The following is a 14,413-nucleotide window of genomic DNA, read 5'->3' on the forward strand; positions in this document are numbered from 1 at the left end:
GTTGTTTATTTTTTATGTTTTTTTGCGATGTATTTCACTTTATTTGCTGAGAATGTTTGGTTACAAATCATAAACATCTATACTTAATTTACAATTACATTACGAGTTGATTCAACTATGCTGAAATCATCCTTACGCAATAAACTGTTGGGGTTGTCGCTCATCCCTTTATCGCTAATTTTAGCGGTATTACTGAGTCTGTTTTATGTTAATGAGGGCACCTCGTTAAAAAATGATATTGCTCAATTTCGCGACGAATTAATAGCAGAAAGAAAGAATCAACTTGCTGAAGCAACTGAAATTGCCCAAGGCGTAGTTGAACATCAACTTTCGCTCGGAAGCGATGGTAATGTAAACCAGGCCTTACGCGATTTACGCTTTGGTAGTGCTGGTTATTTCTATATATATGACACTGCTGGGGTCAACATTTTCCATGCGACCATCCCTGATTTAGAAGGGCAAAACAAAATTGATATGGCTGACCCTAACGGCACTAAAATTATTGTCGGGTTATTAAATGCGGCTAAATCTGGCGACGGTATTTTTTCATATTATTATCAAAAGCCCGGCTCAGATAAGTTAATCGAAAAACTAGGCTATGCCGTTATGGTGCCTAATACCAACTGGATGTTAGGTACTGGGGCCTATATTGATGATATCGAGCAATCTATAGCCAAGTTTCACGATGAAAAAGCAGAGCGCATGAACACTAAAGCGTTAATGTTTTTAATGATGGCGCTTGGCTTAACCGGCATTACCGCATTTGTAGTGATCATTATGGCGCACAAGTTAGTTGTACCGATCCAAAATATGGCAAATTCACTTAATGATATTGCCAAAGGTGAAGGTGACTTAACCAAACGTTTAGATGTGGCTAGCGAAGATGAAATTGGCCAGCTAGGCAGTGCGTTTAATTTATTTGTTGATAAGCTGCAAACCATTATTGGCGATGTCGCTGGTGCGACTGAAAAAGTCAAACACGGTGCTCAGAGTATCAGTGGCCAAACCGCGTCAATGACCGAACAGCTTTACAGCCACAATAATGAAATTGACCAAATTGTTACCGCCATTACTGAGATGTCAGCCACCGCAAATGATGTGGCGCACAATACCAGTATGGTTGCCGATGCAACGCATACCGCCTCAGGTGATGTTACTAAAGCGCAAGAGTGTGTTGATACTTCACTAACGGAAGTGTCTAACTTAATGAAACAAATTGATAATGCCGCTGAGGATGTTAAATCGTTAAGTGAGCAATCACAAAAAATCAATTCTGTGTTAAGTGTGATTGGCGGCATCGCTGAACAAACTAACTTATTGGCGTTAAACGCAGCCATTGAAGCGGCCCGTGCAGGTGAGCAAGGACGTGGATTTGCGGTGGTGGCTGATGAAGTGAGAAATCTCGCCAGCCGTACCCAAAGCAGCACGGTAGAAATTAACGATATGCTATCGCAACTGCATAAATTAGTGACTAAAGCCGTGCAAACCATGCAAGAAAGCCAAACAAGCTGTTTGAGCTCGGTTGAGTCGTCACGTGCAATCTCTGAAAGCCTAGGTGCTGTCACCACTTCAGTTACTAGCATTAATGATATGAGTACCCAGATTGCGACTGCAGCAACAGAGCAAAGCTCAGTAACTGAAGAAATTAACCGCAACGTTAACTCAGTGCAAGAAATCGTTAACTCGTTATTAGCCGCCAGCCAAGATGCGTCGGGTGCTTGTAAAGATGTCGCTAACGAAGGGCAAACCCTCGCTAAGTTGGTGGGCCAGTTCAAAATCTAATGTACTAATTAACGCGGTTTACGCCTTATAGAAATGAACTCCTAGTGAGTTCATTTTTTTTTGCAAAAAGGCATATTGACCGAGTGTTCGCACTGCTGAAATTTATTCGGCATTAGTTTGTTAATAATCGGCCTTTCGGTCTAGGTTTAGCGCGTATCATGGGGTAAAATGCGCCGTTGCACCTTTTGTTAACTGCTAATTTAAGTTGAATATTCATGTTTGAAGTTAATCCGGTAAAATTCAAAATCAAAGAGCTTGCTGAACGTACTGAGCTACTTCGGGGGTATCTTTGACTACGCTGCTAAAAGTGAGCGTTTAGAAGAAGTCAGTCGAGAACTTGAAAGTTCTGAAGTGTGGAACGTACCTGAACGTGCTCAAGCACTAGGTAAAGAACGTGCTGCATTAGAAGCGGTTGTTAAAACCATTGATGATATGGACGCAGGTCTTGAAGACATCGAAGGGTTGCTTGAATTAGCCATCGAAGAAGATGACGAAGAAACCTTTAACGACGCTTCCGAGGAACTAAAAACCTTAGACTCTCGATTGGCTGACTTAGAATTTCGCCGGATGTTTTCGGGTAAAAATGACGCCTCAAATTGTTATTTAGATATTCAATCAGGTTCGGGCGGCACGGAAGCGCAAGATTGGGCCAACATGGTATTGCGCATGTATTTGCGTTGGGGCGAAGCCCACGGCTATAGTCCTGAATTAATGGAAGTCACCGACGGTGACGTTGCGGGTATTAAAGGCGCAACCATTAAGTTTACTGGCGAATACGCTTTTGGCTGGATGCGCACCGAAACCGGCGTGCATCGTTTAGTGCGTAAGTCACCGTTTGACTCATCGGGCAAGCGTCATACGTCTTTTTGTTCGGTATTTGTTTACCCAGAAATCGACGATGACATTGAAATTGAGATTAATCCATCTGATTTACGTATTGATACTTACCGCGCCTCGGGTGCAGGTGGGCAGCACGTTAACAAAACGGATTCAGCGATACGTATTACTCACTTGCCAACCAATACCGTTGTGCAGTGTCAAAACGATCGTTCGCAACATAAAAACCGTGACTCAGCGTTTAAACAATTAAAAGCTAAGTTATACGAGTTAGAAATGCATAAGCAAAATGCTGACAAACAAGCGGCAGAAGACGCTAAGTCTGACATCGGTTGGGGCAGTCAAATCCGTTCATACGTATTAGACGATGCGCGAATTAAAGATTTACGTACAGGGGTTGAGAATCGCAATACTCAATCTGTGTTGGATGGTGATTTAGATAAGTTTATTGAAGCCAGCCTAAAATCAGGACTTTAAAAAATTAACTTTTTTCGCCATGCATTAAAGTGTGGCGAGTAAACGCGAGAATATAACATGACCGAACACGTACAAGATGAAAACAAACTGATTGCAGAGCGCCGCGCTAAACTAGAGCACATCCGTACTAGCTGCCCTGCAAATGCTCACCCTAATACATGGCAACGTAGCCATAAAGCCGCTGAACTGCAGGCGCAATATGGTGAGCAAACTAAAGAAGCTCTAGAAGCGTTAGGTTTTCAAACCAGTATTGCCGGTCGTATTATGGCTAAACGTGGCCCATTCTTAGTGCTTCAAGACGTGTCTGGTCGTATTCAAGCGTATGCTGGCAAGCCAGTACAAGGCGACTTAAAAGAACGTTATCAAGGTTTAGACATCGGTGACATCATCGGTGTTAAAGGTCAGCTGCACTTATCTGGCAAAGGCGACTTGTACGTCAACATGGAAGAATACCAATTGCTGACTAAAGCATTGCGTCCATTACCTGAAAAATTCCACGGTTTAACCGACCAAGAAACTCGCTACCGTCAACGTTATGTCGATTTGATCGTAAACGAAGACTCGCGCAATGCCTTTATTATGCGCTCTAAAGTGGTTTCAGCGATTCGTAACTTCATGATCAAAAAAGAGTTCATGGAAGTTGAAACGCCAATGATGCACGTTATTCCTGGTGGTGCATCAGCACGTCCATTTGTTACACATCACAACGCATTAGACATGGCAATGTACTTACGTATCGCACCAGAGCTATACCTTAAGCGTTTAGTTGTGGGTGGTTTTGAGCGTGTGTTCGAAATTAACCGTAACTTCCGTAACGAAGGTTTATCACCACGTCATAACCCAGAATTCACCATGATGGAATTCTATATGGCGTACGCTGATTACAAAGATTTAATGGACCTTACCGAAGAAATGCTAGGCTCAATTGCTCAAGAATTATTGGGCAGCACAAGCATGCCTTATGGTGAAGATACCGTTGAGTTTGGTGGCGCTTACGCGCGTTTAAGCATGTTAGAAGCGATCCAAAAGTACAACCCAGATAACGCTACCATTCAAGCAATGACTTACGAGCAAGTTAAAGACGTTGAGTTTATGCGTGATTTAGCATCGAGCCTAGGTATTAAGCTTGAAAAATTCTGGACTTGTGGTCAGCTACTAGAAGAAATCTTTGGTGAAACCGCAGAGCCTAAGTTAATGCAACCTACGTTCATTACGGGCTACCCAGCGGACATTTCGCCTCTTGCACGTCGTAATGACGACAACGATTTCATTACCGACCGTTTTGAGTTCTTTATTGGTGGCCGTGAAGTGGCTAACGGCTTTAGTGAGCTTAACGATGCAGAAGATCAAGACAACCGCTTTAAAGCGCAAGTTGATGCTAAAGATGCTGGCGATGATGAAGCGATGTTCTACGATGCAGACTACATTACTGCACTTGAGCACGGCTTACCGCCAACAGCAGGCCAAGGTATTGGTATCGACCGTTTAGTGATGCTATTCACTAACACTCATACTATTCGTGACGTGATTTTATTCCCAGCGATGCGCCCACAAGCGTAATCGCCCATGTTGGCTTGAGCCAATATTGAAGAATAATAAAAAACCAGCCTGCGGGCTGGTTTTTTGTTGCTGTTTTTTGTTTTAGTGAGCCGGTCTAGCGCCTAAATTAAAAATGGGCGTTGACCATTTGGAAGGTTTTGTAACCGCCAGTGAGGTTACGCACCTTAAAGCCGTGTTGAGTGAGCATGCGATAAGCAACATGTCCACGTAAACCAACCTGGCAGAATACCAGTAACTCTTTGTCTTTTGGAAGCTCGTTAAGTCGGTCACGCAGTTGTGGCAGTGGCATATTAATCGCGCCGTCAATGGCACCCGCTGTGGTTAATTCACCAGGATTGCGAATATCGACGATGATTTGATTTGCACTTAAGTTAACGAAATCTTGAGTGTGACAAATCTGTTCATCACCTAACAATACGTTTGCTGCCACCATACCCGCCTGGTTAACGACATCACGCGCCGAGCCAAATGGTGGTGCGTAAGTGAGCTCAAGGTCGGCTAAATCATATACTGTCATACCAGCACGTTGCGCCACGGCTAGCACGTCAATTCGTTTATCTACGCCATCTAACCCTGCCGCTTGAGCGCCTAAAATTGTGCCATTATCTGGGCTAAACAACAGTTTTAGCGTAATAGGATGAGCGCCTGGGTAATAACTGGCGTGGCTGGCGGTATGCACATAAATTTTTTCAAATGGAATGGCTTTTTTGAGTAAAGTCTTTTCATTGAGCCCGGTAGACGCTATAGCCATGTCAAATAGCTTACAAATGGCAGTACCCTGAGTGGCGCGATACTTTATATTTGCACCTAACATGTTATCGGCCGCTAAACGCCCTTGTCGGTTAGCAGGCCCCGCAAGCGGGATTAGTGTTGGGTGACCGGTAACAAAATCTGCGGTTTCTATGGCATCGCCTACAGCATAAATGTCAGCGTCTGAGGTGCGCATTTCATCATCAACTCTAATACCACCGAGTTTACCTAACTCAAGGCCGCATGCCGACGCCAGGCTGGTTTCTGGTTTAACACCAATGGCCAAAATCACTAAGTCGGTCGCGAGTGTTGTGTTATCACTTAAGGCTAATTGCAAATGAAAATGTGGCGATGCAGGTTTATCGTAATCATCCGTGTTGTCTGATTCAGTCAATTGAATAGGGCATTCTGTGATGGCAGCTAGCCCTGTTTTTAAACGTAAATCAACATCATTATCGACCAGCTTTTGGTGCAGCATATTGGCCATTTCAAGGTCAACTGGGCCCATAACCTGGTCAGCAAGCTCCAATAAACTGACTTCTAAACCGACATGGCGTAGTGCCTCGACCATTTCTAAACCAATAAAACCGCCACCCACAACCGTAGCATGTTTGGGCTTATGCAGCATTAAGGTGGATAGGATTTTATCCATATCGGGAATATTACGCAGGCTATGAACAAAGTGACTATCAATGCCTGGCAATGGCGGTTTAATGGGTGAGGCGCCAGGGCTTAGCAGCAATTTATCATAAGATTCCTGGTAGGTTTCATTGGTTGCAAGATTGCGTATTGTCAGTTGTTTAGCCTGGCGATCAATAGTGAGCACTTCGTTTAATACCCGCACATCAACATTAAAACGCGATTTAAAGCTTTCGGGTGTTTGCAGTAATAGCGCATCTCTTGATTCTATCTCGCCGCTAATATGATAAGGCAGGCCGCAATTGGCAAACGACACAAACTCGCCTCTTTCTAACATGATAATTTCAGCCGTTTCAGATACTCGTCTTGCTCTTGCGGCTGCCGATGCGCCGCCGGCAACACCACCAATGATGACAATCTTAGTCATGCTTACCTCCAATAAAGTTAAGTCATTAAACCTATTTGTAGATGTGCAATAGGTTTACGGAATAGGTTTTAGGTAATCGATTCGTTTAAATGTGCTTTTTGACATTCAAAACACTGGCCATACATATTGAGACTGTGGTGATGAATGCTCATACCATGATGCTCAGCCGCTAAGCTTAAACGCAGTTCAATTAACGGGTCGACAAAATCAATGACCTTGCCGCAAGTGAGGCAAATTAAATGATCATGGCGTGGTTTATTGCTGAGCTCGTAAATCGTTTTCTCAGATTCAAGCAAACGTCGGGTCACAAGGCCTGCTTGTTCAAAATCAGACATCATCCGGTAAACACTGGTTAACCCAATGTTCTCACCTTGTGCATTAATACCTTGATAGATGTTCTCTACTGTTAAATGCTGCTCATCAACCTGGTTGATAAATTCGAGCAGTTTACATCTTTGATGAGTGACTTTGAGGCCAGAGTCTTTTAATACTGCTTGCATTAGCCTTACCTATTCACGCCGAACCGTGTTTACTGTGTTGCTGATTTAGCTGATGCTTTTTGTCATCAATGCTTTGCCATTAATTAAGCTATCAACCACCTTGAGCCTTGCGGCTTTCACTAAATTGGCCAGTGTTTGGCGAGATACGCCCATCGACTTAGCCGCCTCTTGTTGTTGCATACCGAGCAAGTCAACTAAGCGTAATGCTTCCATTTCGTCCTCAGCTAGAGGCACCTGTTCCAATTGCGTCATTGGAATACCATTAGGTTTAAAGCAAATGTTGGCGGGTTGTCCGCATATCGTTCGGGGTATTTTGGGTCTTGCCATTTGACACCTCATTTTTAGCATATGCCATTTATACTGAATGTAGTTCGTACATGCAAGCTCTATTGTATATTGAGTTTGAGATACAAACAGATCTTTGATCTAGCCCATAAAGCTGACAACTCTACGATACTGATTTTATCACTGCGCTAAATCAAGCTGGCTTTGGGAGCGTGAGTGACTGTTTAGTGATGCTATTGATACATATGGATGCTATTCGAGAGATTATTTTATAATCCGTGATACGCCAAACAGGCCCTAACAATACAAATCAAATAACGTGGTAATGGTTTTATTATGCATATACCTGATGGTGATAAACTTATAAGCTCCACGTCTCAAGTGCGCCATTTGAGCTTAAGGTCAATAGCTTACCATTAGGTTTCATTACCATTGAAAATACCGTGGTGCCAGCGTTATAGGCGGTGATATCCCAATGAAAAAGCTCTTTTCCAGATGAGGTATCCCAATAGATAACACTTTGTTTTGACGTTGCGGTAATTAAGTTTTTTCCGTGATTGACGAATAACGCCTGCCGGAAATAGCGATAGCGTTCAAGGTAATCAAGATGACTTACTGACTGCGTTGTTTGGGTATCGATAATGACATTGTTATCGAGTGCATCGGCAATAAATAAGCGCCGATTAGCGTCATCAAAACTCACGCTGGTGATTTGTTGAGGACGTGAGAAACTGCTGATCAACTCACCGCTATAAGTAGCCCAAATATGTACATCACCATCAAGCCCAGTCGATAATACCTGCTGTTCAAAGCCCGATAGCTCAACATGATTAACTGCGGCGCTGTGTTGTTTAAATAAATGACATTGTCATGCTACTTCGTTGTATCACTGTAATTGAACCATCATTCATCCCCACCAAAATAGTGCTGCCGGTTTGGCTCAGAAAAAGGCTCGAAATACTGGCGTCGGGATTAAACCCCTGGGCGGGCCAGCGTATATCTAATTTGCCTGTCTCAAGGTTAAAAACGGATATTTTTTGTTTGCCAGCAGTCGCAAGGAATTGTTTGTTACCTGATAATGCCAGCAGATAATTGGTTTCATCAAAGTCATCGTCAGACCATTGATGTAATAGTTGGCTTGTTGCCACATCCCAAATTGATATTGTACGGCTTCTGCCTAATGTAATAGCCATACTGGCATCGTTAGACAGTACGCCATCAATTAGCGTTTCTTGAACAAGTGGTTGAATATTATCGGAGGTTTTCATCACCTCAGCTTGATTGCAGCCAGAGACAATCATCATTATCGTGATTACGGTAATAAAGTGTACATTGATTAGTAATCTAGAACCGGCATTAGCTAACAATCTAATTCCCCTATCAAAAAGATGCTTTAAACATAATAACATAGAGCAATACCGCTAGTTTTAATGGTTTTTAGCTACATAAATCGCGCGACTTTTTATTAAAAATGGCATGATTTTTTGCTATAGAAAAGTCTGCGTTCAAATTATGCATCTATTAAGAAAAAGCGATTTAAGGCACAATAGCGGCAATTTTGGTAGTAGCACTAGGAACCCACATGACGCAAATAACCCTAACAACGCCAGACGATTGGCACCTTCATTTTCGTGATGGCGATATGCTGCGTGAAACCGTACCTGCTACAGCAAGATTATTCAAACGTGCGATTGTAATGCCAAATCTAGTGCCACCGGTTACCAATGCCGACATGATTGTGGCCTATCGTGAACGTATTTTAGCTGCGCGCCCTCAAGGCAGTGACTTTGAGCCATTAATGACCCTGTTTTTAACCAATAACACCAGCGCCCAAGATATTATCGACGCTAAAGCCGCGGGTGTGGTTGCGGCTAAGTTATACCCTGCAGGCGCGACAACCAACTCCGATGCAGCAGTAAAAGCATTAGATGCATTATTTCCCATATTTGAAGTCATGGCTCAGCAGGGCATGTTGTTGTTAGTGCATGGTGAAGTTACTGAGTCGCATATTGATATTTTTGATCGCGAAAAGCTGTTTATTGATCGCTATTTATCGCGCATTGTTGAAGCTATTCCTCAGCTTAAAGTGGTGTTTGAACACATTACGACTAAAGAAGCTGCTGAGTTTGTCGCGGGGGCTTCTGCCAATGTGGCCGCCACTATTACTCCGCAACACTTACTGTTAAACCGCAATGATTTGTTAGTCGGAGGTGTGCGTCCACACAACTTTTGTTTGCCAGTATTAAAACGCAATATTCATCAACAGGCATTGCAAGCTGCGGTAGCAACGGGCTCAAGTAAGTTCTTTTTAGGTACCGATTCAGCTCCACATGAAAAACACCGTAAAGAGTCAGCATGTGGTTGTGCCGGCTGTTACAGCGCCTGGAGTGCGTTAGAGTTATATGCCCAAGTGTTTGATAACTTAGGCGCGCTAGATAAGCTTGAAGGTTTTGCGAGTTTCCATGGGGCTGACTTTTATGGCTTACCGCGCAATAGCGGTACTGTGACGTTAGTGAAACAAGAATGGACAGTGCCAGAGCAAATTATTTTGCCAAATGGTAACCCTATTGTACCGTTTTTTGCTGGCGAAACCGTTAGCTGGAAAGTGCAAGGCGCTTAATGGCTGTCAGCTTTTTCTGGCATGATCGCAACGGCTAACTCTGTGGTTAGCCGTTGTGTTATGCCACATGGGTAGGCAGTATTATTTAGGTTGTTGTTGTGCGTCTAACAGCGCTTCAAATTCTGCTTTTGGCAGAGGTTTGCTAAACAAATAACCCTGGCCGTAATCGCATTTTAATGCATTAAGTAATTGATATTGCTCTTCTGTTTCAATCCCTTCAGCAACCACTTTTAAGTTTAAACCATGGCCCATTGCAATGGCCGCACCCACCAATTCTAAATCGCCTGGGTCTACGGTAATGTCATTAATAAAGCTTTTATCCACTTTTAATGTATCAAAAGGGTAACTGCGCAAATAACTTAAGGATGAGTAACCAGTACCAAAGTCGTCCATGGAAATACTGACACCAATATCATTAATGGCCGTTAAGTTACTATTGATAATCTGGTCGCCGCTGAGTAATACCCCCTCAGTGATCTCTAACTCTACACTACAAGGCTGAATATCGTATTGAGATAATAGCGTTGTAAGTATATCGACAAATTTGTTTTCTCTAAATTGTTTTGGTGACACATTAATCGCGATTTTAAATTGGCGGTTATAGTAAATCTGCCAATGGTATGCGGCACTAAAAGCGCTTTCTAATACAAATTGTCCGATAGAAATGATTAATCCTGTTTGCTCTGCGATTGGAATAAACTCGTCAGGTGTGACATTACCGAGTTCAGGGTTATGCCAGCGTAATAGGGCTTCTGCACCAATAATGCTACGATTACGAATATCAACCAGCGGTTGAAAATACACCTCTAACTCATTATTTCTTAATGCATTACGTAACAGCTCCTCTAATTGAAGGCGGCGGTGCATGTCATTATTCATTTTATGAGTGAAAAAGGTATAAGTATTCCGACCTTGTTCTTTAGAGTGGTACATCGCCGAGTCTGCCTGTCTAAGCAGCTCTTTTGCATCAAGGCTGTCGTTAGGATAAAGCGCAATACCGATACTAATGGTGGATACCAACTCTCGTTTTTCCAGCTGGAAAGGTAAGTAGAATTGCTGTAACAATTTATTCGCCGCTATCTTAATATCTGCTTGTTGGTGAATGTCGCTCAGTAAAATAATAAATTCATCACCACCAAGACGCCCGACAACATCATCGGTGCGAATGGTGTTTTGTAAACGGGTAGCGGCTTGTACTAATAGCTCATCACCCACCGAGTGCCCTAAGGTGTCGTTAACCTTTTTAAAGTCGTCTAAATCTAAAAATAATACGGCAACGTGACTGTTGTCGTGTTTTGCTTGTGTCAGCATTTGAGCAAGCCGCTCTAGTGAAAGTAAACGGTTAGGTAAGCCGGTTAAGCTGTCGTAATGGGCTTGATGAAGAATTTTTTCTTCTTGTTGTTTGTATTGAGTAACATCCTGTTTTAACGCTAAATAATGTTTAGTGACTCCAGCGTTATCAAAAATAGGGACAATGTGAGCGTGCTCCCAAAAGATGTCGCCATTTTTCTTTCTATTTTGCAGTTCGCCTTGCCAAGTTTTTCCGGAGGTAATGTTTTCCCATAGTTCGCTATACAAAGATTTTGGCGTTAATCCCGATTTAAGCATACTCGTAGAGTGGCCTAAGACTTCGGCTGCGCTGTAGCCAGAGATCTTTTCAAAGGCGCTATTAACGTATTCAATTTTACTGTCTGTATCAGTCAAAATCATCGAGATAGGGCTTTGCTCAATAGCTTGTGACAAGGTTAGTGCTTGTTCTTCAGCTTTTTTCTGAGCACTTAAATCAATATCGATACAATACATTTCGGTTTCGTTGTCGGTATTGTTGATTAATGTATGCGAGGAGTAAACCGGGACGCTGGTACCATCTGCGCGTTGAAGCATTAACTCTTCTGCTGGAATTGGAACGCCCTCACTGATCCATGATGTCACGTTATCGATAACAACTTGCCTATACGGCGCGGGAATAATTAAATCCTCCAGTTTTTTCCCCAGAGCTTGTTCCCGAGTATAGCCATAAAGGTTTTCGCTGGCTTTATTCCAAAAAATCACTGAACGATTTTTGTCGTATCCTTGTACCGAAATAGCGGGGATACGCTCAAAAATATGTCTGAACTTAGACTCACTAAGCAGGAGTTTTTTCTCTGCTTCAATCCGCTCCGAAATATCCTTAACAAAGCAGAAAAACATACCATTATCGCCGTCCCAATAACTGACACTAACTTCAACATGAAAAAGATGCCCTTGTTTATGTCGATGTAATGAGGTGTAGTTAAAGCGTTTTTCGCGCCTTGCTTGGTTAAGTTTTCGCGTTGAAAACTGACGTTTATCATCGGTTTCAATTTGATTAACAGACAGGCTAGTTAATTCATCTGTGGTATAGCCTGTCATATTGGCAAAACTCTGGTTTACCTCTAATATCTTTCCTTCGAGTGAAGCAATTAAAAAACCGTCCTGGGCGGTACTAATAATATTGTGGTAAGTGGACTCACTACGCTGCAGTTGCTTTTCGATATGAAGTTTTTCTGCGACATCGTTGCTCACTCCGACAATCCCTAAAATATCGCCATCAACATTGGTGAATGGCGTTTTTTGAGTGCGATAAATATGCTCTATTCCATTGGCTGAGGTCACCCTATCTTCATAAACTAGGGTTGCCTTATGCGCTAATACTTGAGTGTCTTCATTGGTGAATTTTCTGGATTTTAGTGTGCTAAAGAAGTCATGGTCTGTGTGCCCCTTGATTTCATCTAATGTTCGATTTAATGCGTTAGCAAACGCTTTATTGCAACCGAGATATTTACCGTCAGTGGATTTGTAAAAAATCAAATCAGGTATGCCGTCGATGATATTTTGTAAAAGGTTTTTTTCCGTTTCGAGTAACTGCTTATGACGCATCAACTCTTGAGCCAATTTTTGGCCATCAATCCGATGTTTCAGCAGGAGGCCGAGTAAGAATGACAATGCAGTGAATACGGTTAACAAGGTGGGGCTGATGGTTGAAATAATGGTATATCTGTCTGATACCGGCATGAGCAGTAGACAAATGATAACAATCATTTCTACGGTCACGCTTAACGCTAAAATGTTTTTCCAAGTCAGTTTTGTATTCGATTTTGTTAACCCGTAACGCCAACACAATCCGCTAATGGCGCTGATGACAATAATGAATGTCCCTACATAGATACCATCGCCACCCAGGTACACTCTAAAACTCGCAGCAAATAGTGTTGCAATAAGCGTGGGGATTAATCCAAAAAATAACCCGCTAATGCTCAGTAATATCCAGCGTGCATCAAAAAATACCCCTGGGCGCAGCTCCCAAGGGTTACTCATGACACTAATGGCAATAATGCCAATAAAAATTCCGCTTAATACTGATTTGTATTTAGACGGAGCTATTTTTTGCAAGCCAATTGCATCGTATATCACGACTAGCGCGAGCAAGAGTATTGCGTTGTTCATCAAGCTAAAAAAACTATCCATTGGTTCCCCGCAGATAAAAGGGCCTGTCATCCATTACTATAAGTTGTGCGCATTGACTCGGCTTAAAAAATGCTATTTATCAAGTTACAAATGACGCACTGAATTCCTTTTAATGAGTTTAGTCGTATATTTATTTTTTACCTAAATCATCGCCATAGCGGCAAACTAAGATCAAAATTGAAAAATGAGGTTCACGCTATCATGCAGCTTAATAGATTGCTAAATAAGCTTGAGTAAATGTGAGTGGGCGCATGCTTATTTATAGAGATAAAAAATTTATTATTATAATACAGCGTGGTAGGTTGTTTTTGGGGCGCTATTAGGAGGGCTTTAAGTTGATGTTCAAACATTGTTGAAAGATTAATTGCACTCGCGGGGTCTTTTAAATCAATACAACTTGCTTGATGGCCAAGCAATATTTTAAAAGGACAACCCCATGAAATTATTATCTAGCAATGCAATCACACCTAAATCTGTTTTTCGCACAGCGATTATCAGCCTCAGTTTATTATTTGGAGCTCAAGTGCAGGCTTCCAGTTTAACCGTGCCAGATTCGCTCGTTGTCGAAACAGTCAATGGCGAGAGTGTTAGCCTTGATAGCACTGTCGGCCTTAAACGTGGCCAACAGCTGGTAGAAATCAATTACCGGGATTTGTTTCAAGATAATGCCGATGACTCAGGTTCTTGGGTGCGCTCAAAGCCACTTTACCTCACGTTAAATGTGGCTAACAATCAACGTTATGAAATTATCACCCCAACAATTTATAGCGCTGAAGAGGCGCGTGAGTTTTTAGAAAACCCACAAATTAAGTTAACCATTAATGGTGAACATCATGATGATGTTGAGTTACTCACGCAAGCGAAATTACTCACACAATTACTGCTTAAGTAGTGTGTAAGGTTAACTCAGCATTAAGCTTATGAGCGATTGCTCGTTAGTAAAAAGGTAAGCATAAAAATAGAAAGGTAGCCTAGGCTACCTTTCTATTTTGTTTGCCCAGCGAAGCTGGCAAACCCGTCAGGTTGAAAGAAACCTGAATCACCCCGACT

General features: G+C 42.4%; 11 protein-coding genes. 5 read left to right on the top strand and 6 right to left on the bottom strand.

Annotated features, from left to right (window positions below; genetic code table 11):
* Positions 1–117 precede the first annotated feature (117 nt).
* From IEY42_RS17795 to lysS, 3 genes are all read left to right on the top strand, one after another.
* Positions 118–1,782, top strand: coding sequence for a methyl-accepting chemotaxis protein (locus tag IEY42_RS17795; protein WP_188926644.1), 1,665 nt, complete (start codon positions 118–120; stop codon positions 1,780–1,782).
* Positions 1,783–1,997: 215 nt separating this feature from the next.
* A protein-coding gene (prfB, locus tag IEY42_RS17800; protein WP_188926645.1) for a peptide chain release factor 2 occupies positions 1,998–3,096 on the top strand; the annotation gives its coding sequence in 2 pieces (ribosomal slippage) (positions 1,998–2,072 and positions 2,074–3,096; 1,098 coding nt in all).
* A gap of 57 nt (positions 3,097–3,153) precedes the next feature.
* Positions 3,154–4,656, top strand: coding sequence for a lysine--tRNA ligase (gene lysS / locus IEY42_RS17805; protein WP_188926646.1), 1,503 nt, complete (start codon positions 3,154–3,156; stop codon positions 4,654–4,656).
* A gap of 106 nt (positions 4,657–4,762) precedes the next feature.
* On the opposite strand, the gene IEY42_RS17810 is transcribed toward lysS, so the two are convergent.
* The 5 genes from IEY42_RS17810 to IEY42_RS17830 form a co-directional block, all read right to left on the bottom strand.
* Entirely contained in the window at positions 4,763–6,472 is a 1,710-nt protein-coding gene (locus IEY42_RS17810) for an FAD-dependent oxidoreductase (RefSeq protein ID WP_188926647.1), read from the bottom strand.
* Positions 6,473–6,540: 68 nt separating this feature from the next.
* Positions 6,541–6,972: a transcriptional repressor gene (locus IEY42_RS17815; protein ID WP_188926648.1), complete on the bottom strand. Its 432-nt coding sequence runs from the start codon at positions 6,970–6,972 to the stop codon at positions 6,541–6,543.
* A 45-nt stretch (positions 6,973–7,017) separates the two neighbouring features.
* Positions 7,018–7,320, bottom strand: coding sequence for a DUF134 domain-containing protein (locus tag IEY42_RS17820; protein ID WP_373292883.1), 303 nt, complete (start codon positions 7,318–7,320; stop codon positions 7,018–7,020).
* Between the two features lie 298 nt (positions 7,321–7,618).
* Positions 7,619–7,999, bottom strand: a complete 381-nt coding sequence (locus IEY42_RS17825; protein ID WP_188926650.1) for a WD40 repeat domain-containing protein — start codon at positions 7,997–7,999, stop codon at positions 7,619–7,621.
* Positions 8,000–8,108: 109 nt separating this feature from the next.
* A complete protein-coding gene (locus IEY42_RS17830) occupies positions 8,109–8,624 on the bottom strand; it encodes a WD40 repeat domain-containing protein (protein ID WP_188926651.1) in 516 nt (171 codons plus the stop codon).
* Positions 8,625–8,839: 215 nt separating this feature from the next.
* Here IEY42_RS17830 and pyrC point away from each other — a divergent pair, with 215 nt between their 5' ends.
* Positions 8,840–9,877, top strand: a complete 1,038-nt coding sequence (gene pyrC / locus IEY42_RS17835; RefSeq protein ID WP_160055137.1) for a dihydroorotase — start codon at positions 8,840–8,842, stop codon at positions 9,875–9,877.
* 81 nt (positions 9,878–9,958) lie between these two features.
* Here the strand turns inward: pyrC and IEY42_RS17840 are convergent, their stop codons facing one another.
* Positions 9,959–13,363, bottom strand: coding sequence for an EAL domain-containing protein (locus IEY42_RS17840; protein ID WP_188926652.1), 3,405 nt, complete (start codon positions 13,361–13,363; stop codon positions 9,959–9,961).
* A gap of 436 nt (positions 13,364–13,799) precedes the next feature.
* Here IEY42_RS17840 and IEY42_RS17845 point away from each other — a divergent pair, with 436 nt between their 5' ends.
* On the top strand, positions 13,800–14,255 hold the full coding sequence (locus IEY42_RS17845) for a DUF2057 family protein (protein WP_188926653.1): 456 nt from the start codon (positions 13,800–13,802) through the stop codon (positions 14,253–14,255).
* Positions 14,256–14,413: the final 158 nt, after the last annotated feature.

This window comes from Shewanella algicola (genome assembly GCF_014648035.1).
GTDB classification, from domain to species: Bacteria; Pseudomonadota; Gammaproteobacteria; order Enterobacterales; family Shewanellaceae; genus Shewanella; species Shewanella algicola.

What these genes read in the sequence shown, in the direction of transcription:
- IEY42_RS17795 (WP_188926644.1), top strand. Translation starts at nt 118, where the DNA reads ATGCTGAAATCATCCTTACGCAATAAACTGTTGGGGTTGTCGCTCATC.
- lysS (WP_188926646.1), top strand. Translation starts at nt 3,154, where the DNA reads ATGACCGAACACGTACAAGATGAAAACAAACTGATTGCAGAGCGCCGC.
- IEY42_RS17810 (WP_188926647.1), bottom strand. Translation starts at nt 6,472, where the DNA reads ATGACTAAGATTGTCATCATTGGTGGTGTTGCCGGCGGCGCATCGGCA.
- IEY42_RS17815 (WP_188926648.1), bottom strand. Translation starts at nt 6,972, where the DNA reads ATGCAAGCAGTATTAAAAGACTCTGGCCTCAAAGTCACTCATCAAAGA.
- IEY42_RS17820 (WP_373292883.1), bottom strand. Translation starts at nt 7,320, where the DNA reads ATGCTAAAAATGAGGTGTCAAATGGCAAGACCCAAAATACCCCGAACG.
- pyrC (WP_160055137.1), top strand. Translation starts at nt 8,840, where the DNA reads ATGACGCAAATAACCCTAACAACGCCAGACGATTGGCACCTTCATTTT.
- IEY42_RS17840 (WP_188926652.1), bottom strand. Translation starts at nt 13,363, where the DNA reads ATGGATAGTTTTTTTAGCTTGATGAACAACGCAATACTCTTGCTCGCG.
- IEY42_RS17845 (WP_188926653.1), top strand. Translation starts at nt 13,800, where the DNA reads ATGAAATTATTATCTAGCAATGCAATCACACCTAAATCTGTTTTTCGC.